A 23139-nucleotide genomic window follows, 5' to 3' on the forward strand; every position below is an offset into this window, starting at 1 on the left:
TCAATAGATTTAATCTCCGTTTATGCAAAAAATCAAGGAGGAATACATGGCAGAAGAGATATTACTTGGTTATTCTAATGTCGTAAGGGGCACTAGATCGCCCCTGTATCGCCTTGTTCGTAACTAAACTACTAGGTACGTAAATATTTTCCATCAGATTGACTTCAAATACTGGGTAGCGAAAATATTGATGAACCTAAATAATGTATCATTTTTGTTTATTGTATTAAAGATATGGTTAAAAAGCTTGTTAAAATATATAATAATGGCTTGCAAAATCAAGATCAAAGATACGATAGAAATAATGATTATTTCGATGAAATTGATGTCCGGATCATGGATTTGCTAATACTGGGAAAAAATAATAAAGAAATTGCAACTCAAATGAAAATACCTTTATCGACCATACAAAGAAGAGTCAGAAATCTTATCTTTAGTCAGTCAATTATTGTAAAATCAAATATTAATTATGAAAAATTTGGTTTTAAAACAGGCTTATTATATATTTATTTAGTGGATGGAGATATCAATGAAACGGCGGAGAAGATTAGCGAAATTGAAGGAATTGAATCTGTAGAAATTCACATAGGAAACTCTGATATTATTGCAAACGTATTATATAAGCATAGTAGAGAATTACTACATATAATATCACTTGTAAAAAAAACAGGAAAAGTTGAAAAAATAGTGTGGTCCGAAATGATATATAAAATCCCTTCTAAAAATAATCCATCTCAATTCACAAGAATGGTAACCAGATGAGTCAAATGTCAATTTATCAATTTTTCTCGTAGAAATCGAAATTATATTTCTAAACTTTTTCCGTTTTCCATCTGGCGATTAAAAGTAAGAAATACCTTCTATCCAGACACAATCTATTAATCAAAAAATACCAAGCAGATTAGGGATCAATCCAGCCTTATGCAGATAAATCTTAGTCAAAAAAGTATTTAGGGACGGTACTTTTCTCAATCCGATCATGTTGTGAAAGATATGAGGTCAAATAGTATATGTCTTAGATATCCGTCTAGAGAAAAATTAAATGAATCTTATCAAACTGAGTATCCTAAAACAAATATCAAAAGGAGGAGACATTTAATGATCTATACTGTTACAGAGAGAAAAAATTTTGAAATCAGCTTTAATCAAATTAAGTGAGATTCATGATTTCTTGACTTTTTAAATTTCTGACTAATTATTCTTCATTAGATTAGATTAGGACAACAATTGCTACATGATTGCTATCGCATCTTTGGGTAAAAGATTGCTATGAAATCAAATCAAAGATAAAGCACAGCAAATCATTAATGATGTTGATATTGCATACAACTATAGGCAAACAAAAGGATATGAAGTAGATTCTTCTCAATGAATTTGAGGATTATTCCCAGTGAAAATCAATCTTTGTCAGTAGAATTTGTAATCTGGAATGAGTCAATAATTTCGTTTACAACTGGCAAGTATAGATTATGTACTTATCTTGAGCCACAAACTCGATGATGTAAATTTTATCATCCTTTATAGTATAAATTTCTGTAGCACCTTTACTGTTTTTGTCGTAACTGTAATCTAAAAATATTTGATGAGCGGGGTTACGTGCTAATGTTGCATTCTGATTCCAACTTTTAAGGTCAAAATCATGACAATAAATCCCTATTGCACCTATTCTCTTGGTGGCCACAGTCAGAAGTTTATTTTCGTCGTCTGTTTCGGAGTCATTTTTTTTCAGATAATTAAAGATGTTGCTATTTGTAAAATCTCCAAAGGTATCATAATCTTCAACAACTAATCTAATACTATTATGAGATGCTCCTATTTTGGGATTATAGTAATCACTTTGGATAGGAGCTAAAATTTCAGCTACAACATTAAGTGTTTTACTTTGATTATGAAAAATTGTTGCCACACCTCCCTCCTTTATTGTCCAATCGGATGGATGATCTATTTTTATTCCATAAGTTGCATTAGAGTATGAGACTGAGGGTAAAGATGAAGAGAAATTATTCTCTTTTGTAATATTTCTGAGATTACTACTATTATCTTGAGTATTTATATCAAATTCAGGTGTTTCTGTTAAGGCAGAAATATTCCAAATTTTGTCCTCACTATTTGCCAATGATAAAACTGATATGAGGATAATAAAAAATGAAATTGAAACAGAAATAGACATTGATAATGTTGAATATTTAACGAACAAGTTATTCTGATTTAAATGGAATACTATTTAAGCTCTTTAATGATGGTCGTCCTTACAAAAATATTGATTTCAGACCAGAATAATGCGGATAATTAATAGACAATCCACTTTCTTACTTGATTTTAAAAATATTGAATACGAAAGTAAGTGTCGGTATCACATCTTACCATCTTTTCTCTATTCTATGTTAAGAATGAATTTCCTAAAAATTAGGATGATGGTGTATTTGTTGTACTGCCGGTTGTAGCATTTGCTGTAAGTACTATGATGTCACCAAATGTCTGCCCTCTGTCATCACTTATTCTCAATAATGGCGTGTCTGTCCCATCAGAGCCTTTATCCCACCAAGTAACGTATACCTTATCATCTAATGCAGCTATCTCTGTACGTTCTGACACAATTCCTTTTGATTCACTCAAATTGATATCTTTACCAAAGGTTTTTCCACTATCGTTAGATACTCTTATGAATACATCTGGTTGATAAGTAGTATCATTTTTATCGCCTCCTGTTGCAATTACATAGACATTGTCTCCCTGAGCATCAACCTTGAGTTCATATGGAGATGTTTTGACATTATCATACGACTTCATCCCTTGAGAAACAGATGAAGATGCAAGATTGGAATCAGAATTGTTAGTCAGTTTTAGTTCAGGCCCAAAAGTTTTTCCAGCATCATTGGAGGTCCTAATATAAGCATCGGCATCTCCTGTCTTGTTATCTGCGTAAGTAACGTATACATTATTACCAAAAGCAGCTACGTCTGCTTCCACTGAAGTTCCATTTGTAGAATTACTTAGGCTAATCTTATCGCCAAAAGTCTGACCACCATCATTAGAGGCCTTGAACATTACTTCATAATTTCCGCTTTGATTTCCCCACCAAGCAACATAGGCATTGTTATCAGAAACGGCTATAGGGGCCTTCCCGTCGCTTCTGTCAATACAAGGCCAAGAGAAGGCATGTGCGGATTGGAGGGGTACTGCGGTTACCGCAGTGATTATTGTTACAAAGCATAGCGATAAAATTATTTTTATCTCTAATTTATTTTTCATCAATAATTCTATATGGGGGTATTATAAAAACAAATATTGATAATAAAATTATATGAAAATCAATATTTTTGTTTAAAATAAAAAAATTAATGAGAACAGGTCTAGTAATTTTGAATTATGGAATTGCTTTGTCATATTCTAGTCAGTAGATAGTTTAAACCCTCAAATTAATAGAATGGAATTCAGATCCATGAATTTAGCTTAACCATGATGATCCCTCAAGTAATTTAATTAATTATAGTCTTAAGCGAAATTTAAGTCGTTGACGACTTGGAAATGTAGGGCGGATTTCCTCAAGAAAAGTGATGTTATTATTATGCTAAAGGATAAATTGACAACTTTATGGTCCAATCAATCAAATAGTTTTTCAGGACTCAATAATGATGAGAATTATCAGCCATGGTGATATCTATCGATACTAAGGACAAATGAAATGGAAATTATTTTCTATCATGAAAAAAGGTTGATATTGAATGATCCTATAATAGTTCCTAAAAGGCAAGACATCTAGCTGACTCTAAAATAAATTTTGTCAACATAATCAAATACGACAATCAAGAAATTTAATAACTACAACAAATACCTGTCGAGAATTCAAAGAGTCTAAGTTAGATGATGATGATGATGTAAGAAAAGGAGTCTTATCTCTTTCTTACCTTATTGTTACTGACGTATTCAAAAATGTTCCTACAATTTCAGTGAAGATTTCGGGATACTGATACATCAATCCATGTCCTGCGTCCTCGATTTGCACAAGCCATGATCCGGGAATTTTATCTACGAGAATCAGTGAGTTTCCGGAGGGAATCGCTTTATCTTCAGTGCCTGTTATGATTAAACTTGGTTTAGTAACATTTTGAAGTAAATCGCAAACTCCAGACCAATTAGTTGAAAGCCAACCTTCATTTATCTCAAACTGTTTTTTTACTGTAGAGGAAAGGATAGTTTCAGAGGTCTTTGGAATCAATTCTAAAAAGTTTGGATTTTCTTTAATCCATTTAGGTGGGAAGGTAACTTCAAGGAATGCAGAGGCATCTTTCGTGTGATTATTAACAAAATCTGATAATATACTAATTATTTTGGGATCTTGAGGGATCCCTTCTTGCCCTCCGCATGATGATCCATATAATATTAATCTGTTTACCTTTTCTGGGTACGTAATAACCAACTGTTGAGCAACAAAAGAACCCATGGAGAATCCAAGCACGTCAGCTTTTTGTATTCCTAAAACTTTCATTAGACCCAGAGTATCGTTTGCAAATTGTTTAACTGAGAAAGGTTTTGTTCCCTCTGTAGTATTTCCAACGCCTCGATTATCAAAAATAGTTACCTTATGATCTTTCGCCAATACTTTCAGAAAATATGGGGGCCAGCCGTCCATTACATTCCCGCTGCCACTAATGAGTAGGATTGGTTCTCCCCTTCCAAAAGTCTTATATGCAATTTCTATGTCTCCTACGATGACCTTTTTTAGGTCGGCTTGATTAACAGAAACGGACTCAAAATTAGTGTCAGGCGACGTTAATTCATTCTTATTAATAGATCCTACCTGACTAGTAGCTGATATCGAATTTGATAATTGTAATCTTTGATCAATGACAAAGCCGACCAATCCAACTACCATTATAACTGTGACTGCAAGCACGATTTGGTCAAAGAAGGATGATTTCCTTTTCACTAAACTTATTTGTTTTATCCTGCGTATAATAAGATTGATCGTTCAATTTTACGACGACAGAATGATATAGGTTTTTTTGATAAAACTAAACTAAAAGTTTCAAATCTTGAATTTGTTACAAGTCTTATCATTCTGTTCAGTCACAAAGTACAAGCGTGGTCAGATAGTCCTTGACAGATATTATACATATAAAAGGACGGTTTCCAGTTTGAAATAATGAAAAACCCACATTGATAGAAATATCTAATTCTTAAGCACTAATGTCTTCAATTTTTCTAAGGTTTAATTAGAAAACATACCAAACATGAAGGTAGAATACAAACATGCTTCTTATTCACATAATCTGTTACGTTGATAGATTTTTTTCATAAAATTAGACGTTTAGACTAGGCAATGAATTTTTCATTTTTTGATGCGTCGTTATATGATTTACAATTGTGGCATTGTAATATCATATTGCGATATTAGTAAATCCGCTGAAACAAATCCACAACAGCCACAGGCGTGGGTTTCCAGTTCAACCCCTTTGACTAATGCATCTTTATCATCAGTACTAAAAATCATTCTTTTCTCTACGTTAGATGGTGACATAACTTGAAGGTTAATTATTTTAGTCATATGACATTTATTTGCATTATTGGATTTAATGTATAGGATTTTTTACTATGAAAAATCGCTGAACAATTCTACTCTAATAATGAAGTTTCTATTAAACAGATATCTGTTTCATAAAGTCTACACAAGTGTACAGGATATTTCATTTGTTTGACAAAAAGACATTTTCAACATTTCATAATAAAGAGTTAGGAAATTCAATAATCTATTGAAAATATTCAATATGTTATCTCGTGTGTAATCTAAATGTGGATGCAATCTCTAAAAAGGTTTTAATTTCTTTCATTTGAAATACTCCAGTTCTTTCCGTTGCATATTGTCTTTTGACACAACTGATTAGTCAAAATCTAAGGCTCTTTTAACAATCCAGTAAAATGTAATAACAGTGACAATTCTTATTAAGAACAAGAATATTTCATAAATGATGATAAAAGGATTAGGTTTGATGATAATGCCTTTTTTGTTCCTGATGGTCGGAATTTCTGCTATAACGTTCATGTTTATTCCTATCATAAGCACATTTTCTCTGATGAACGGAAACCAAAATAGTAATAATACAAATCAATCACAATTATCCGTTACTACCAACTTTACATTATTGAAACAGCTGGATCTCTTTACTCTTACCCAACGTTTGAATAATACGATATCAGATCTGATGGCAGTTGGAGATGCCTCGATGAATGGATCTAATTCTTTTGGAAACTTACCTCTGGTAAATGTTACGAGTGAAATGAAACTGAAGTATCATGGGATACCAAGCAACCAAGACCTAGAGAAGAGAAATGAAGCTAAAAAACTATTGGCTACTAACAAGGCTTTATTATATGTGGGATTACTTTTACCAAATGGAGATCGCTATTTTGGTGAACCATATTCACCATATCAAACTAATAGTTCTACAACCAACTTTGCGTATAGGGACCATTTTATTGGCGCCGTGGAAACAAATCATCCATACTTAAGTGATGCAATAAATGCAGTCTCTACAGGCGAACCACTTTCAATACTCGCTAACCCAATTTATTCAGATGCGAAAAATAACAATTCATTGATAGGGGTACAAGTGTTAGGTTTAAACTTTACCTACTTCAATGATCTGATAAAATCAACAATGCCGCCAGAGGATAGTGATAAGAGGTTTGTGATAGTGGATAATAACGGTACAGAAATAGCTGATACGTCATCTGACAACAATAACATAGAATCATTTAAGGAACTTCAAAGCTTTCAAAATGCAAAAAATGGTGAATCAGGATCATTGATAGAGAAAGTAAATGGCAAAAATATGTACATCTCTTTTACTCCGATAAAATTTGCTCAAACGGACTGGGTTGTAATGTTATTGTCGTCGAATGGTTGACTCATAATTATGTGATACTAGTATGATGGGTAAAGACATAATTCTTAACCCTCCAATAGACTTCATATTATCCCACTTCGAAAGTTCTTTGGGCCAATTTCCACGCAAAATGATGACCTTTAGATCAAATGGACAGTTTACAGTTAATACAAAACAAGAAATCTTGAAACGATGTGAACAATCTGACTTTAAAGATTGTCGCCTTAACGCATATCCTGAAACTATAGTAAAGGATGATATACTAATTCAATCGCCAAACTTTGTTTTCGTTGACTTGGATCTTGGCAATTTTGATAATGACATTCACAAATTGAATAAAGTAAAGAATAGTACCTTGAGAAAAATGGAACAAATACAGGGTGCGCATCCAACAGTTTCTTGGACTGGGAATGGTTTTCATATTTATTTGCCTATAGACATCCCAGTCCTGGACAATGAGTATGTTTTTTCTAAAGATAAGTTTCCAAGTCTATTTTCTTTAAAGGGAAAATATTCACAGTATTTTGTATCTGAAGCCTTTATGCAATTTGCAGAAGCCTATTTCACAAGTGGAAGAGCTGATCCCAACCATCGACCTAAATACAAAACATGTTTAGTTAGAATTCCGGGTACTTTTAATTCCAGATGTCTGGGTAGAGGATTAAGCTTTGAGGAGTCCAAAATAAGAATCCTTCAAAAATGGAATGGGAAAAGAATTAACGGGGAGGCTATCACACACGAATTTATGACATGGTTGACAAAGCAGGAAATTAATTTTAACAAGTCATATTCTAATAGGCCCAATCCTCCTAAAAAAAATAAAACAAAATACCCTGGCAGTGGAGAGAGTCATCATCAAAATAAGTCCAGTTCCAGAATTGAATGGATTGAACGCCTTTTAAAAATGCCCATAGAAGATCAAAGAAAATACTGCTTGTGGCGAATTATTGGTCCATACCTACTAAATGTTAAACATATTTCAGAACCAGAGACTGCGAAAACGATGGAAAAATGGTTAGATCTATGTAGTAATCTAAAGAAATTAGACTTTGAACCCAAAATTAAGATATATAGCATAATTAAAGGCAATAAGGGATTCAAACCTATTTCTTACTCTAAACTTAAGGATGAAAATAGGGAACTTTGTTTATTCCTACAAAAAAAGAATTTCGAAAATATTTCCAAATAGATTTTTTACTTTATACTTTGTTAAAGTATTGATTGGAATTAATTAATTTATAGAATGATTCTAACCCGATTATGATACTTGTTGTAATAACATTCAAATCTCAGCTGGGTTTGGCAAGCTGTTCGGGAAAATTGAATGTAATTATGTGTCTACCGATCAGGATCCTGATATTCCATCATAAAAAATAAAGACTATACTCACAATTATGGTAAACATAATGATATGATGTTGTTTATTGGAAGGAATTGATTTATTCTTAATCGAATGTCATCTTGTGATTATAGATAATCATAACATAATTAGATCATAATTGAAACTGTATCTATTCGGTACTAAGACATATGCTGACAATAATATTTGAACGTTCTTGTCTAGGCCTTATGATTTAGACAGAATGATACAGGCGGTATAATGTCCATAATACTAGACCCTATCAAAATTATCAACACATGTTGGACTAAAAACATCATAATTGCAACGACAATTAAATAGTTTCCATTACCAATATACTTTTGATCCCTTAATTATTTTTATATTATCATTATTTAACGATCTTATGAGTAATTTGGATAATTCTACAAATCAAAAAGATTCTCGAGGTCAGGTAGCTGTTTTCTTATACCGCTCTCCAAAGAAAAACCATGATGCTTTAGTAAAGATTAACAAGCACTCCCATGATTTTTTTAAGAAACACGGAGTATTAAAATTTGAAGTCTTTAACCTCAATTCAAGAGAGAACATGATGGATTTTGTAAATTTATCAAAGACCATTTCTGCTAACGATGATGAGGATGTTTGGCTAGAAATCCAGTCTTATAAGGATGCAAAACATGTGCAGCAGTTTATGAAGGCAATGGAAGGTGATAGAAGTGGGGATGAAATGTATAAGGAATTTATGGAACTTATTACTCCAGGTTCAATAGTTACTTTTGGGGATTTTAGTAAGTTAGAACAAATATCTTAGATATCCAACCTATCGTCGATAATCACTGCTGAAAAGCCCGAAATATTCCTACATTAAGGACTGACTTATGGAGTATTTTTGAAATTCTTGATCTCTATTGTATCAAAATCGGTCCAAATATTGTAACCTGTAATAACAAATACTTGAAAGTGTAGATGTGGAATATAAGTATAACCGGTCATTCCAACTTTGGATATCTTGTCACCGGCTTGAACCTTCTGATTTAATTTGATTCTGGAACTCTTATAATCAAGGTGGTCATATCTAGAAAATTCTCCATTTGAATGACTGATTATGATAAAATTAGTATATAACCAATATGATGCATCGGGTCCTCCAACATTGGAGTCCTCATTGATATAAGTTACTATACCATCTGCTGCAGCAAGAACAGATGTACCTATAGGAGCAACAAAATCCACCGCATTTCGAAGCTTACCGACATGGGCAGGAGAAGATGATCTATCCATTCTTTGCAACATTTCTCTAGGAACAGGGATTGTGTAAATGTTTTTTGCCATCATCTATGAAAAAAACCCACTTCATAGTAATAATAATTCAAAGAAGTATATAAAACTCACTTTTTATTAAAATTTTGAAGTCAGAAATCACCATTTATTGCAAAATGATTATTTGTATCATGATTAAATTTGCACCGGCTGCAGTCATCAATAAACACGGCTTTAAATTCCACTTTTTAAGTATTTGAGATTAAAGGTCTCATTTTTTTCAGTGTAGCAAGTACATAAATAAGCAAAACAAATTAAGACATAGTATGTAGTCAAATAGTCGATTGCCATTGAGAAATAGTTTATGTTAGAATTAAAAATGTGGTTTTGATCACCTGAACAAAACAATATCCCAAACTATTGTTTTGATATAGTATTTGATAATTAGAACAGAAGATAATGAGACCTTTAACAAGTCGTCCAATCTTAACTTAATGAGTGAATAGCCTACTGATTTTAATTTCATGTTTGGGCGTAATCAATTAAACTAAATATGATTATTGTAGCCATGAAACTGTAGGTTATGAATACTAGCATCATTTTATTCACAATTCACAGAATGTTTCTGATTTGTTAGCAAATGTATTACCTGTAATATTCAATTTTGATGGTATTTAACAATAAACAAAAAAGCGAATTTTTGATAACTGACTTCCATGAATGACTATGAATGTTGAAATAATTCATCATTGCTTAGATAGTTATTAATTCAAAAAGGATATCTCAAACTTTTGAAATTCATCATCACATGTGTATTTCGGAATGGTTAATTATTTCGATACTTTCCAAGGGATGTAAATCTTCTTGCACATGTAGATAACAATAATATTTTGAACACATCTCACACCTAGCTATTGCTTCACCCAGACAATCATTTTTTGAACAATTGAATATAGTTTCTAAAGGTTTTGTCTTACTTTGTATTGGATTTTCTGAAATACTATGGAATGAATTTTTATCCCCCATGGACATTTCAATCATGACTTTGACGTAAAAGATAAATAAAACATTTTCCCTGTGTTAGGAAAGCAGATTTGTATCCCTTATGTTATAAAAAACCACATTTTAGGTTTTTCATAATAGGTGTATGATCTTGACTTCATGTTCCAAAAGGAAAAAAAGTTTAGTAACGGTTCAAACACTCTAGTTAACCCCATATAGGCATCCCGTTCTCATGCTTTACGCTAGTTATTGACCACCCCTTTGCAATATTTCGGTTCATTTGTCACAATACACATGCTGAATTTGAGGTAAATCATCTATAACTTAATCAATACATAGCCATCGCACAGGTAATTACGCGCCTCATTTACCATTATTGGACATATATCTTGACAATACCAATGAATATTTAGAAGAGAATCCACCATAATGTGGTTAAAAAAACATTCACAATTATTATACCTCAAAAAAGATGGAATATCCTAAAATTCTTGATCACTCTAGTTTTTTGAATGCATTAGCGGTTTACAAACTATGGAATAAGACACTTCTTTACGACGTTTTAAAATATTATTATATTTAATTCTCATATTTTGCACTCCGAATGTGTAATAGTTGCTTTGGTATTCACAAACTTGGCACATCAATTTTTCGAGAACAAATGGTATTTTCTGAGAATAGGCCGTTTATCGACAAGGGAAGCAGTTAATAACCAATATTAAATTTATGTGGAAATAAATTCAGCTGCTATAATGTGCTTACATTTTACATGCCTGTAAATAAAATCATTACAAGTACAACTCTGTTCTTCCAAGTTCACGAGATAATTTTTTTCTTTATCCATAGAACTCTTTACCTTGTAAATTTTCCTACTAGATTCTAAGGAATTATTATCGAGATTTGAGTCATCCTTATCTTTTTTGACTATTGTATTGAGATCCTCTTCAACTATTAGAGATGCTTCATTAAGAGTAGACTCTATAATATCATATGCTCTATGAATTCTATTCTCATGATTTTCTTTTTTAACGATCTCTCTCTTAGCTGTCTTCTTCGACCTTTTTATGGTCTTATTTGATAGTGGTGTATTTGATAGTTTTCTCTGGGGTAACAGAGAAGCAGTAGATGTTGTTATTATAGTTGGTGCTTCTGTTTTTACCTCCAACCCCTTTGATATGGCTTTAAGATCTTGTTTCTTGATTTTAATCTCTTCATTTTCAACTGTTACTGCTTTATTTACTACTCTAATCACATGGTCATCTTTTGTATCGGGAACGTATACGACATATATTAACGCAATATTCTTGCCCTCATATTTTCGAAGCACTCGGCCTATTCTTTGGACTATTTGGTTTATATTAGAGGTGGTAGCCAAGATAATTTCTATCCTGACTTGAGGAACATCATAACCGATTTCCAAAGTATGCACAGATAAAAGGACGTTAAAAGTAGTACCCCAGGAATTTAGAATCCTTTTCCGGTCTATTGCTCTTACCTTAGCGTCAATAATTTTCGATTCTATTCCTCCACCTTTCAAAATATCCCTCAACTTTTCAATGGATTCTATTGTCTCACTAAATACCATAATTTTTTCATCCGGAAATTTATTTTGAATTATATTCGCTGCCGCGGTTAATTTATTATCAGCATAGCTTAACAACAACTTTCTTTTTCGAATGTTTGCAAACCAAGCTTTCGCCATTCCACTTGCAAATCCACCTTTTTTCAAAAGATTGGTCATTGAACTGACATCATATCTTTTGAATTTATTTGAAATATTCTTTATCTTTGTAGAATATACATTGTATTCTTTTATTTCACTTTCTGTCAGAGAGACTTTTATGGGAATTACTATGGGTTTGGCTAGTCTTTTATCTTTAACTGCCTTTTTAATGGAATATCTTTTTACAGGTGGTAATACTGCAAGTATAGTACTGTTTTTAAAATCCTTCTCATCCAAGGTGGCTGTGAGACCTAAAATTGCCTTTTTTGGATCTTCAATTACAATATCAAAAATTTTAATGAACGATGTTGAAGTGTCTCTTATCAAATGCACTTCATCAAATATCACCATATTAGAACGTCGAACCAGTAATGGATTTCGTATTACACTATGGTAAGTGCATATCATTATCTCCCTTTTTTCTTTGCGTTCTCCAAAATAAACCCCAACTTTCTCTTTTGGTATGCCATATGAAACTAATCTATTTAGAGTTTGATCTATTAATGATATTCGCGGTACCAAAAATAAAATATTGAAAAATGAAAAAGAAAGTGTATTTTTTTCTATATTGGGCTTTACAGTAGTTTCAATCTGTTTATGAAAAGAAGTGGTATTTTTTTCGTCATTTAGTATCAAATCCGCAGAGAACATTTCATCCATTTTCGATGGAGATTTTATCCTTTTTGGTGAAAGAAGTTGACCCACTAGCCTCCTTGCACATTCGAATGCGATTTCAGTTTTTCCAGTTCCTGTACTGTAGAGGATAGTTCCCCTGTTGTTGTTTTCCATCCATGCATCTACTGCGGCTATCTGATCATCCTTTAAATCGAAAGGAAATTTTAACGACAAAATAGAAGGTGAAAGAGTTTGTGTAGATAGTGAGATTATCGTATTTATTTTCGATTTCTCTTCAATGATTTCTGAATCCTTTATAATGTGATTAGGTCTAGGCTTCATTGCTAAAAAAGCGTAGTATATCATGGTTTACTGAAGAGATCATTATCTTATTTTGCCACTTATTATTGCAATAAATTGATTAATATACTTTTACGACAATAAAAAAATCCTCATTAAAAAATAAGGATAGTTTAGGGGCGGGCAATGGCCCATTTTATGTGCCTGGAAAGGTAGGATAAGTCTAGAAATGGTAGGATCATTTAATACTATGTTTAAGAACATGGATGCTGGCCACCTGGGAACAGTGTATTACAATTTGAATAACGCGCCTAGTAGAACTAATAGAAGATTGGAGATGATACAAAGGTTTTATTCTTAGGATTCTTTGTTTGTTTGATAAATACTATAATGAACAGATTGTATTATAAAATTTATAGGATATTGGAGCTTCTCAAGAGCAACACTCTATTCAGGATTTATGTAGATTTGCCCGCGAAGCCGAAAAAGGTAGATTTACTGCTACCATAACAAGTGATCACTTTTATCCTTGGTATCATGATAACTTTTATTGGAAACTGTCATTAACTTTTTACTATGATTTCATTTCTTTTTAATTTCTTTTTATTTCATTGCTTGGTTAACCATACCTTAAACTCTTGTATTAGCGGGTTAATATCAATTATATTTCCATCCCATTCTTGGAGGATTTTAACTCGTGATTCTTCTAAACTCATTCCTTTACTTAAACAAACCATATTATAAGTATCAGGAATTCTGACCATACAGTTTGAATATCTGGGTTGTTGTGAAAGATCAGACTTTCCGTCCGTCAAATATTTCTCTGCAAATTGCAAAAATACTTCTGACACATAGTATTCATAGTATCGACCATTCAATGAAAATAGATTCTGAAATCTTCCTTTAGAAAATTCACATTCGGTATCCAGAATTGGAACCTGTACCGGTAAATAAATATGATATCCATTACCAGTCCACAACACGGTAGGTAGGCCCTGGATTTTTTCTTTTATTTGTATTAAAGTTTGTTTTAAGAGATAATCGAGTTTCCTGATTGGGTAAATGCATGTTTTGCAAAGGGAAAGATCCAAATCTATGAGAATAAAATTGGGTGATTGGATAAGCCTTCCGTTAATTTCTAAAATTTCAGGATAGGCATTTATCACACATTCTCTATAATCCGCTTCTCTACATCTTTGTAATATCTCCTCTTTTGAGTTTATTGAGATAAGATCTTTCGAAGTCAAAGTCATCATTTTGCGTGGAAATATACCAGTGGGACTTTTGAAATGGGATAAAATAAAATCAACGGAGTCTATCTTTATGGTTTGTCGCCTCCAACCCCTATATTTTAAAGAGTAATTACTAATAAAAATACATTGGTAGAGTAATATCCTATTCAACTATATTAGTTCTTATTCAAGCCAATAAATTATTTCATTCTCGAATTCTCGTCCCAATAACAGAACTTAATTGACAAAAAATTGTTAATTTCAGAATGGGGACTAAATGGAAAACAACTTTTAGAGTAATTCTATAACCAAGTCTACATCTTTAGTTTTAAACCTCAATCAAACGTAGTAGAAAATAATGAAGATCTTGATCAGAGAATAGAATTCGTTTTCTATTATTGTTTCTATCTTTCGCTCACAAGAGCATCAAACCCTCAAATCCATGAAAAATTGGCATGATTCATTTGCCAACTAGTAGGCTATAAAGGAACATAATTTATTGAACTCCTACAAGAGGATAGATTTCCGCAAGATCGAACAAATCTTTTTAATTGAAATGCGCCTGGCCTAGATTTTACATCTTTTATAGTTCATATTCATCTGAAAATTATCTACAGGATAACAGCTATGAAAATATCTAAATATTATCATATGCTATTATTCTGTCTAAAATAAGAATATGGTATAAATACTATTTTAGGTATACTAAATCTACATTAACTTTGATACGGATAAGATTTTCGTAGGAATTGGATGTAAAAGATGGAATGCAATGTGTTCTGCTACCTGCTCCCATCGCATCCCATTTCTATGTTTTAGGTTCTAAATATTTTATCAACCTGTAGCTTACAAATTTAAACACAAATATATCAAAACTAATCATTTTCTATCATACTTTCCACCCTATTTTCTTTTCATGGTCTGAAGCTCAAAAAAAGAATTTTGATTTTGCAAAGATAAAAGAGATGAATTTAGTGATTTTTATAGCTATTTCTGCCACTTCAATTTTATGACTTTTTTGAACATTTATATATTTATTCAGGGATCACAATTCACAGTTACTCTCCTTGAGATTGATTTATGAGATAACGATAACGATAGTCCGTTTGCTACTCCGTAAAAGTAAGCCAATTTTTTAGATCGATATCAAGAGATATTAAAATAACGCATTTAAAAACTACCATATATGACCTTGTTAGGTACAACTCAAATATCTTGCTCAACTAGAATAAATGTTTAGAAAATTGTTTTTTTATATTTTGTTACCATAAAAATATCTCTTTATGTAGGTTATTCCACCAGATATAACACCCACACTCAAGATTCCAATTGAAATTGCTATAGGCGTAATAAAAGAATTCATATTTCGATATTCTGTTGACCGATATTTCCTTCTGTAAATACTGACAAAATTCCAGAACCAGCCAGTCCTGCAAAAATCATGAGGATGGTTACTAGAGGACCTCTCAATATTCATTCCCAATAGGTGTATCCAAGCTAAAATATTCACAAAACCTGAGATCTTTTTTGCAAGATTGATCTCCAATTGAATATAAAACACCGCGGTAACTGCGATGGCAACGATAAATATTAGATAAAATATTATTTCAAGAAAGGACCATTTAGCAGGGCTATCAAAAGATAATGATAGAAATTGGATCATGTCTATTTTACTAGAAGTGGTGAATTGAGATCCCACCATCAAAAAGGCTATTAAAGTAAATAGACCACCCGGACAATGGCTGAGAGAATAAAACGATTGCCCATTTTGCTTTACTCACATCATTAATCATACTACATTACAGCATCTCTCACTTATTATGGGTTGATAGGAAATTCAACGATAAATCGGAATGAAAGGAACATGATTTAAGCAAAAACACAAATTCAAACCTTACAGCATGGTAATTGAAATTCATGCAAAAGACTTCCATTTGTTATGAACGTACATATCCTTACGCAAAAAGCAACTGGTTACTTTATTCTTATGTAAGTTCCTATGCACCATTCATTTACATTGGGCTAGTATCTCAATAGATATACACATGATTTTCAATGCTATAGATTTTTTTCTCAATTAAGGGAAACCATACAACTAGATATGATCATCAGATTTCATGATCAAATACTGCAAAAAATAGATTTTCCTACAAAATCACAACTAATTGGAAATATTAAGAACTCTAACGAAGGAATTGTTTTAGGACGATATATTATAAAGATGGGAGATCGCCGACCGGCCGATCGACATACTCATTCTCTAAACTAATTCTAAAATAAAATATTGTAATCAATTCCCAAGCAGTTTCTAACAGTGAAATAATATTAATAACATAAGTACGATTGTATTAGAGATTATTTGATGCATGTCAATGTGAGGAATTTGAGAGAAGATGACCTTGAAGAAGCAGACACCATACTCAGGCTCTCATTTGGTACCTTTATGGGTCTAAATGATCCCATGTCCTTTTTTGGCGACGCAGATTATATTAGATCAAGATATGCTACAGATCCAAACTCTGCATTTGCAATAGAAGTTGATGGGAACCTAGCCGGTTCAAATTTTGTTACAAACTGGGGTAGTGTTGGGTTCTTTGGTCCCCTATCAATCCATCCGAACTATTGGAACAAAGGAATAGCTAAACATTTGATTATCCCTGTGTTACAACGCTTATCAAAATTGGAAATCCAGTACGCTGGATTGTTTACGTTTGCTCAAAGTCCAAAACATATCTATTTATATCAAAAATATGATTTTTGGCCAAGATTCCTCACATCTATAATGACTAAATCAATTACTGATGAAAATAACGAGAAAAGATTGGAATTATCTCAGAATCATGAATCGCAGCATGCAGTCAGATATTCTGAAATACAAAATGACGTAAAGTCATTAATTTTAGACGACTGCAAATATCTTACCAACGGTATTTTTCCAGGACTAGATTTGCAAAAAGAAATATTGGCTGTAGACAGTCAAAAATTAGGTGACACAATATTGCTTTATGATCCTTCTGGAAGCAAGCTAATTGGAATTGCAATATGTCACTACGGCAAGGGTACGGAGGCAGGCAGCAATGTTTGTTATATCAAGTTTGCGGCTATATCAACAAATAGTAACTCGCACTCAAATTTTATTCGAATGTTGAATGCTGTAGAATTAATGGCATTAGAAAAAGGCGTATTTAAAATTACTGCGGGTAGTAACATGGAACGACACGTGGCATACAAAGCAATGATCAACTATGGCTTCAAATCAGAGTTCCAAGGAGTATCCATGCACAAAGGAAACAAACAAGGATACAACATTCCTTCCGCTTATATAATTGATGATTGGCGTTAAGGGTCGATACCAGGCCTAGGATGTGAATTGATGTATAAACATTTAGATTTCAATTTAGCACATCCATATCATCATATCATCCATCTGACTTGACTTAGATTTTTCTTTCAGTTTCATAAAGGGACAAAGATCAAGACTTAAACCTTTACCTTTAGGTAATTGTCTCAACCCTCGTTGTATTATAACGGGTTAATACTTGGTCTTGAATAATTCCAATCAATGATGACCATCTGGAAACGATCACCTTAATTTATCAATTATTATAATCAACCTGTTTATTACGAATCTACGCTGGTGAAAAACGGTAGATATAGTGCCATAATATTAAGGAAAAAATGGTCAAGTGTAAGCCCTTAAATTACGAAATTCTTTTTCTATAAATAGTTTTTATTCCTATATATTTTAGAACACTTATTGCGTCTTTCGTTCAAAAGAGTATATAATTTGCATAGAGTCCTGTAAGTATCACACAATCTTCTATTTCAATGGAATTTATCAATGGTAGGTAAAACTTACATATCTCCAAGTAACACATCATAGAATTGAATAAATCTATTGTACATGTTGTTCCTCACAGTCATTATGATGCTATTTGGATTTTCAGCAAGGAAGAAAATTTCGATATTAATTGTAACTTTATTATAAAAAAGGCTGTTGAAATTTTAAAAAACGAAAAAGATTTCAAATTTATTATTGAACAGACTTATCTCTTAGAAAATATTGAGACAAGTTATCCAGAACTATTTTCAGAAATTAAACAGTTTATCAAAGATGGGCGAATAGAAATTGCAGGAGGAGAATACCTTATGTCAGATGTAATGCTTCCATCAGGCGAAGTATTAATCAGAGAAATTCTAGAAGGTAAAAATTATGTAAAGGAGAAATTTGGGAAGAATATTTTAGTTGCATGGGGTGCAGATGAATTCGGTTACAATGCACAATGGCCACAAATTCTAAAAGGAACCGGTTATAAATACTTCGCCTTTAGAAGGGGAGTAACAGAGCCACTAATATCTGAATTTTATTGGAAAGGCATTGACGGTACATCTATACTATCCCACTGGATGCCCCTAGGTTATCGAGCAGGATTAGATCTGTCACTTTTACATGAAACGTTCGAACAACTTAGAAGACAATCATCTACGAGACATGTTCTTATGCCTTCAGGCAGTGGTTCCACACCCCCACAACCAGAGTTATGCGATACTATCAACAAGTATAATGAATCCGCCAAAAACATCATTGAAAATCCATTAATGAAGGTGTCAACTCCTTCAGAATTCTTTGAAGCGTTAGAAAAAGAAATTGAAGAGAAAAATATCCACATGTCTATCAAAAAAGGGGAGATGTACTCAGGAAAAGCTTCATTCGTATTCCCAGACAGTACTTCAACAAGATCATGGATCAAACAGGGATTTAAAGAATTTGAAACCTACTTACTTATGCTTGAAAGATGGAATACAATACTTCATTTGATATCAAAAGAAAATGATCATACAGATGATCTTAAAAAGTACTGGAAGCAAGCACTATTTTTTGCAATGCATGACTCTTTACCTGGTACCGGTATTGATGCAGTGTACGATGAGATGAGATCGGCATTTGATAAATTAGAGAATACATTAAAAAAATCACACTTTGAATGTATTAATAAAATATCTAAAATATTATTTAGACAGGACAATGAAGCACATCATATCTTAGTGTTCAATTCTGTGTCATGGGACACAAAGGAATGGGTAGAAGCAAAAATCAACTTTGATATTGACGAGGCGATTGAAATAATGGAACTTAGAACTGTAAATAGTAACGAAATAGTGGATGTAGAAATACTAGATTTAGAATTACATGAAAAAGATCGAGGAATTAAAAGTGTCCAATTAGGGTTCATTGCAAGAATACCATCTCTCGGTTTTTCTGCATATGAAATAATATTCAGGAAAAAAGAAAAAGGCAAGAATAACAATATGGATCAATCACCCCTACTAGCATATCCAAGATCCTATGAAACAAAATTCACCTTTGACGATTTCACATTAGAAATTGATGCTGAAACCGGTATATTTACACTAATGAAGGCTGATCGTCTATATTTCATTGGCAATGAAGTACGTATAGAAGAAGAACTAGGTGACTTGTATTACCATAAAGATGTAACCGGCATAATAAAGTCAGAAAGTGGTGAAGGTATACCATTTGGAGTATTCAAGAAAGAAAAATACAGTGTTTTGAATGGTAAGATCAGAACTAAAATAGTGTTTCAGAATAAATACTATGCTATCCGTTGGCCCTATCGACTTAATGAAAAATTACCGACAATTATTTACCAGCATAGTTTCTTGACAGTAAGGAAAGAGATATCCATTTACAAGGGGTTGTCTAGAATAGATTGCACAACATACATTGAAAATAATCATCCCCATGTGCGAATTAGGGTTAAGTTTGATGTACCATTTAAAGGATACACTTATTGGACCGGTACACAATTTGGTGCTATTCAAAGGCCAACTAATTTATTTTACTTAAACAAAGATCCCGATGTACTTAAGAAATGGAAAGAAATACCCAGTGGTACATTTCCTTCAGTAGAGTGGATAGACTTTTCCAACAAAGAACAAGATATGGGTGTTACACTAGCCCATTTTGGTATACCTTCCCATGAAATTAGAGACAATAGTATATACCTCACATTATTAAGAGGAGTTGAGACACTTTCTGGAGATGGGACCAAGGGTCCTTGTATCGCCACTCCGGATGCAGCAGAAAAGAGACCATATATCTTCAAATATTCGTTGCTCCCTCATGACGGAGATTGGCGCGATGCATCTAGCTATAAAGAAGGGATATCTTTTAACATGAAACCAATAGCAATTCACATTTCAAACAAAGAACATCAAAAATGGGATGACAATACAAGTGAGTCGAGTTCTGCTGGCACCACGGTTGATGTAATCAAATCTAATGGTTTTTCATTTTTGTCCATATCACCAAAGAATGTGATCTTAAGTACGCTCAAACTCCCACAAGATTTTAGTCATAATAGCAACTCTAAAGTAGTAATATTACGGTTATATGAAACTGAAGGTAAAACAGTCACTGCAGACATAAAATTCCATTACCCCATAAATTCTGTATCATATGTGAACTTGATTGAGGATGATAAGAGCAAGACAGATGATGACAGTCATGATGATGATAGTGCGATTACGATTTCGGGTCCAAGCAAAAACATTCTTAGCTTTCCTATTCAGGGTTTTAAGATAATAACTTTAAGAATAGAATTCGATTTTTAGAACCAATTACAAACATACGATGAATACACATGTTCCAAATTTTACCATGCAATGTGATCCTTCTCAATAAGCACTAAAACATAGAAACGAGTAAAAATAATCTCGATCATTTGATTATCGATCCTGTCAATCATATCACATTGAAAATATAAATCAATTTAAAGTTTATGACCTTGTAGTTGCCTTAATAAAATGACTTGGTAGAACCGAATCCACAACTCTAACCATTAGATATTGAGATTCGTGTTGAAACTTCATTAGAAATCGACATCGGTTGTTTAATAGCTATGGCAATTAGGATCATAGATATATATCTGTCTTTTTATCTAGAAAATAAACATATATGAAATTACTAACTTTGGCTCCAATCTTCCTTCTGATTGGCATTGCAGTCTTTGCTCAGTCAGAAGCAAACGCCCAAGGAGGAGAATTTACACTTACAATTAACCCAGGTGCGACTGATAGTAATAGTCTAAACCCGATAGAACCAGCTAACATTACAATACCAGTCGGGACTACTGTTGCCTGGCTCAACAAGGATTCCGCTTATCATCAAATAGTATCTGGAACCCCTGAGGCGGGTCCAACAAATGTCTTTTATGGAGATTTTTTTGCTACAAATGAGGCATATAATAGGACTTTTGACTCAGCAGGTGTAATCGACTATTACGATCCAATATGGACAAATATTAGGGGCCAGGTTACAATTGTGGATGAGAACAATACAGAGTCAGGATTTGGGACAACAGGAAATTTTACCAATAATAATTTCACAAGTAACGGTGCAAATACAGGAAATGGGACATCCCTGACTAACGACACTTTGCAATCATCGACAGGCGAGACATTCCAATCCAATAATGTCAACACTCCCGATGCAGGCAATTCGAATCAACCACAAACAGGAGTAGTGGGAGATAATACCCAGTTATTTACTACTGATCAACAGCAACAGCAACAGCCTTTGCAATCATCGACAGGCGAGACATTCCAATCCAATAATGTCAACACTCCCGATGCAGGCAATTCGAATCAACCACAAACAGGAGTAGTGGGAGATAATACCCAGTTATTTACTACTGATCAACAGCAACAGCAACCAGTTCAACAACAGCAACCAGTTCAGCAACAGCAACCAGTTCAACAATTCACACAAAACCAGCTTCAAATACCACAACATGGTCCGATCGATAGTTTTAAAGCAAATGGAAAAATCAATTCATACATTGTAACGGCATTAAGTCCCTGGAATGCAACTGGAGATTGGAATATGGTAGTTGAAGATGGTGAAATGAAGAATTTTGTCACCAACATGGCATGGTTTAATGGTACTTCTGGTCATACACATGATTTTTTGAATTTTGAATCAAGTGGCGATATAGAACTACCCGCTGATAACATATTGACAATAAATGGAGAAATGGATGTAGCTTCTAATGGAGTCATTACTTGGGATGGCGTTGATTCAACAATCAATATCGGAGGTGGAGGTAAAACTATAACTATATCAGTAGATCACGAAGATACCGATCACCATTTTGCTGGACAACCAATTGTCGGAACAGTAACTTCATTGACCCCCTGCTCAGATACGCCTGGAGCTAGTATGGAAATATTACCCACATGTGATTAGAACTCAAAATGACAGCACAAAAATAAAGGCAAAGATATAATACCATCTAAGAATATTTCTTCTTTTTTTGAAGAGTCTTTGAAAATAAATATCAAATTCGATTTGGCCGAAATAGGAATAAACTAACTAAATTGAGGAAATAAAAAGAAATGTATGGAGAAGCAAAAGGAGACAAAATCTTTCAAGGAAATATAATCAAAAGTTATTGATTACTTGACTCATGAGCTGAGAACACTTCCTCAACAAGTATTATAACACTCCAGAGTATCCAACCTAAAAATTTTGCATTCAGTTAACCAAGATAATAAGTATGATTGAATGATTGATGGATAATGCCGATGGTTGGACTATAAGTGGGGTAGGACATACACAGGATAAGAATGACGATAAAATCCAACTATCCTGGATTATCCAACTAAGGATCATAAAGAAGATACTCTTGTTATAGTTTGTCTGGTTTCTTATAATCGATATTCAAGGGGTTCACCGATTTTTGATAGAAGTATGAT

General features: G+C 33.0%; 16 protein-coding genes. 8 read left to right on the top strand and 8 right to left on the bottom strand.

Annotation, left to right across the window (positions count from 1 at the left end; all coding sequences use genetic code 11):
- The first annotated feature begins 234 nt into the window (after nucleotides 1–234).
- Nucleotides 235–762, top strand: a complete 528-nt coding sequence (locus AAGU22_RS11595) for a hypothetical protein (protein ID WP_458719266.1) — start codon at nucleotides 235–237, stop codon at nucleotides 760–762.
- Nucleotides 763–1447: 685 nt separating this feature from the next.
- On the opposite strand, the gene AAGU22_RS11600 is transcribed toward AAGU22_RS11595, so the two are convergent.
- From AAGU22_RS11600 to AAGU22_RS11615, 4 genes are all read right to left on the bottom strand, one after another.
- Nucleotides 1448–2116, bottom strand: a complete 669-nt coding sequence (locus AAGU22_RS11600) for a hypothetical protein (RefSeq protein WP_458719267.1) — start codon at nucleotides 2114–2116, stop codon at nucleotides 1448–1450.
- Between the two features lie 290 nt (nucleotides 2117–2406).
- On the bottom strand, nucleotides 2407–3252 hold the full coding sequence (locus AAGU22_RS11605) for a sialidase family protein (RefSeq protein WP_458719268.1): 846 nt from the start codon (nucleotides 3250–3252) through the stop codon (nucleotides 2407–2409).
- 652 nt (nucleotides 3253–3904) lie between these two features.
- Nucleotides 3905–4930: an alpha/beta fold hydrolase gene (locus AAGU22_RS11610; RefSeq protein WP_458719269.1), complete on the bottom strand. Its 1026-nt coding sequence runs from the start codon at nucleotides 4928–4930 to the stop codon at nucleotides 3905–3907.
- A gap of 429 nt (nucleotides 4931–5359) precedes the next feature.
- Nucleotides 5360–5548 carry a hypothetical protein gene (locus AAGU22_RS11615; RefSeq protein WP_458719270.1) on the bottom strand — a complete coding sequence of 63 codons (189 nt, stop codon included), beginning with the start codon at nucleotides 5546–5548 and terminating at the stop codon, nucleotides 5360–5362.
- Between the two features lie 421 nt (nucleotides 5549–5969).
- Between AAGU22_RS11615 and AAGU22_RS11620 the strand changes: the two genes are divergently transcribed.
- From AAGU22_RS11620 to AAGU22_RS11630, 3 genes are all read left to right on the top strand, one after another.
- Nucleotides 5970–6908 carry a cache domain-containing protein gene (locus tag AAGU22_RS11620; protein ID WP_458719271.1) on the top strand — a complete coding sequence of 313 codons (939 nt, stop codon included), beginning with the start codon at nucleotides 5970–5972 and terminating at the stop codon, nucleotides 6906–6908.
- Between the two features lie 22 nt (nucleotides 6909–6930).
- Nucleotides 6931–8076, top strand: a complete 1146-nt coding sequence (locus AAGU22_RS11625; RefSeq protein ID WP_458719272.1) for a hypothetical protein — start codon at nucleotides 6931–6933, stop codon at nucleotides 8074–8076.
- 556 nt (nucleotides 8077–8632) lie between these two features.
- Nucleotides 8633–9040: a DUF1428 family protein gene (locus AAGU22_RS11630; protein WP_458719273.1), complete on the top strand. Its 408-nt coding sequence runs from the start codon at nucleotides 8633–8635 to the stop codon at nucleotides 9038–9040.
- A 65-nt stretch (nucleotides 9041–9105) separates the two neighbouring features.
- Here the strand turns inward: AAGU22_RS11630 and AAGU22_RS11635 are convergent, their stop codons facing one another.
- Together AAGU22_RS11635 and AAGU22_RS11640 are read right to left on the bottom strand one after the other, a co-directional pair.
- Nucleotides 9106–9564 (bottom strand): M23 family metallopeptidase, encoded by a 459-nt coding sequence (locus AAGU22_RS11635; RefSeq protein WP_458719274.1) that lies wholly within the window; start codon nucleotides 9562–9564, stop codon nucleotides 9106–9108.
- Between the two features lie 1651 nt (nucleotides 9565–11215).
- The gene (locus AAGU22_RS11640; protein ID WP_458719275.1) at nucleotides 11216–13171 is read right to left on the bottom strand and encodes a DEAD/DEAH box helicase family protein; all 1956 of its coding nucleotides are present in this window, start codon (nucleotides 13169–13171) and stop codon (nucleotides 11216–11218) included.
- Between the two features lie 187 nt (nucleotides 13172–13358).
- On the opposite strand from AAGU22_RS11640, the gene AAGU22_RS11645 reads away from it, so the two are divergent.
- On the top strand, nucleotides 13359–13490 hold the full coding sequence (locus AAGU22_RS11645) for a hypothetical protein (protein ID WP_458719276.1): 132 nt from the start codon (nucleotides 13359–13361) through the stop codon (nucleotides 13488–13490).
- Between the two features lie 247 nt (nucleotides 13491–13737).
- On the opposite strand, the gene AAGU22_RS11650 is transcribed toward AAGU22_RS11645, so the two are convergent.
- Together AAGU22_RS11650 and AAGU22_RS11655 are read right to left on the bottom strand one after the other, a co-directional pair.
- Nucleotides 13738–14376 (bottom strand): hypothetical protein, encoded by a 639-nt coding sequence (locus AAGU22_RS11650; RefSeq protein ID WP_458719277.1) that lies wholly within the window; start codon nucleotides 14374–14376, stop codon nucleotides 13738–13740.
- A gap of 1237 nt (nucleotides 14377–15613) precedes the next feature.
- Nucleotides 15614–16063 carry a hypothetical protein gene (locus AAGU22_RS11655; RefSeq protein WP_458719278.1) on the bottom strand — a complete coding sequence of 150 codons (450 nt, stop codon included), beginning with the start codon at nucleotides 16061–16063 and terminating at the stop codon, nucleotides 15614–15616.
- Nucleotides 16064–16723: 660 nt separating this feature from the next.
- Between AAGU22_RS11655 and AAGU22_RS11660 the strand changes: the two genes are divergently transcribed.
- The 3 genes from AAGU22_RS11660 (at nucleotide 16724) to AAGU22_RS11670 (ending at nucleotide 22630) form a co-directional block, all read left to right on the top strand.
- On the top strand, nucleotides 16724–17704 hold the full coding sequence (locus AAGU22_RS11660; RefSeq protein WP_458719279.1) for a GNAT family N-acetyltransferase: 981 nt from the start codon (nucleotides 16724–16726) through the stop codon (nucleotides 17702–17704).
- 542 nt (nucleotides 17705–18246) lie between these two features.
- On the top strand, nucleotides 18247–20997 hold the full coding sequence (locus AAGU22_RS11665; protein WP_458719280.1) for a glycoside hydrolase family 38 N-terminal domain-containing protein: 2751 nt from the start codon (nucleotides 18247–18249) through the stop codon (nucleotides 20995–20997).
- Nucleotides 20998–21340: 343 nt separating this feature from the next.
- Nucleotides 21341–22630 carry a hypothetical protein gene (locus tag AAGU22_RS11670; protein ID WP_458719281.1) on the top strand — a complete coding sequence of 430 codons (1290 nt, stop codon included), beginning with the start codon at nucleotides 21341–21343 and terminating at the stop codon, nucleotides 22628–22630.
- The last annotated feature ends 509 nt before the right edge of the window (nucleotides 22631–23139 follow it).

The sequence above is a fragment of the Candidatus Nitrosocosmicus sp. R genome, from assembly GCF_054408505.1.

What these genes read in the sequence shown, in the direction of transcription:
- AAGU22_RS11595 (WP_458719266.1), top strand. Translation starts at nt 235, where the DNA reads ATGGTTAAAAAGCTTGTTAAAATATATAATAATGGCTTGCAAAATCAA.
- AAGU22_RS11605 (WP_458719268.1), bottom strand. Translation starts at nt 3,252, where the DNA reads ATGAAAAATAAATTAGAGATAAAAATAATTTTATCGCTATGCTTTGTA.
- AAGU22_RS11615 (WP_458719270.1), bottom strand. Translation starts at nt 5,548, where the DNA reads ATGACTAAAATAATTAACCTTCAAGTTATGTCACCATCTAACGTAGAG.
- AAGU22_RS11620 (WP_458719271.1), top strand. Translation starts at nt 5,970, where the DNA reads ATGATAAAAGGATTAGGTTTGATGATAATGCCTTTTTTGTTCCTGATG.
- AAGU22_RS11625 (WP_458719272.1), top strand. Translation starts at nt 6,931, where the DNA reads ATGATGGGTAAAGACATAATTCTTAACCCTCCAATAGACTTCATATTA.
- AAGU22_RS11630 (WP_458719273.1), top strand. Translation starts at nt 8,633, where the DNA reads ATGAGTAATTTGGATAATTCTACAAATCAAAAAGATTCTCGAGGTCAG.
- AAGU22_RS11635 (WP_458719274.1), bottom strand. Translation starts at nt 9,564, where the DNA reads ATGATGGCAAAAAACATTTACACAATCCCTGTTCCTAGAGAAATGTTG.
- AAGU22_RS11640 (WP_458719275.1), bottom strand. Translation starts at nt 13,171, where the DNA reads ATGAAGCCTAGACCTAATCACATTATAAAGGATTCAGAAATCATTGAA.
- AAGU22_RS11645 (WP_458719276.1), top strand. Translation starts at nt 13,359, where the DNA reads ATGGTAGGATCATTTAATACTATGTTTAAGAACATGGATGCTGGCCAC.
- AAGU22_RS11655 (WP_458719278.1), bottom strand. Translation starts at nt 16,063, where the DNA reads ATGGTGGGATCTCAATTCACCACTTCTAGTAAAATAGACATGATCCAA.
- AAGU22_RS11660 (WP_458719279.1), top strand. Translation starts at nt 16,724, where the DNA reads ATGCATGTCAATGTGAGGAATTTGAGAGAAGATGACCTTGAAGAAGCA.
- AAGU22_RS11670 (WP_458719281.1), top strand. Translation starts at nt 21,341, where the DNA reads ATGAAATTACTAACTTTGGCTCCAATCTTCCTTCTGATTGGCATTGCA.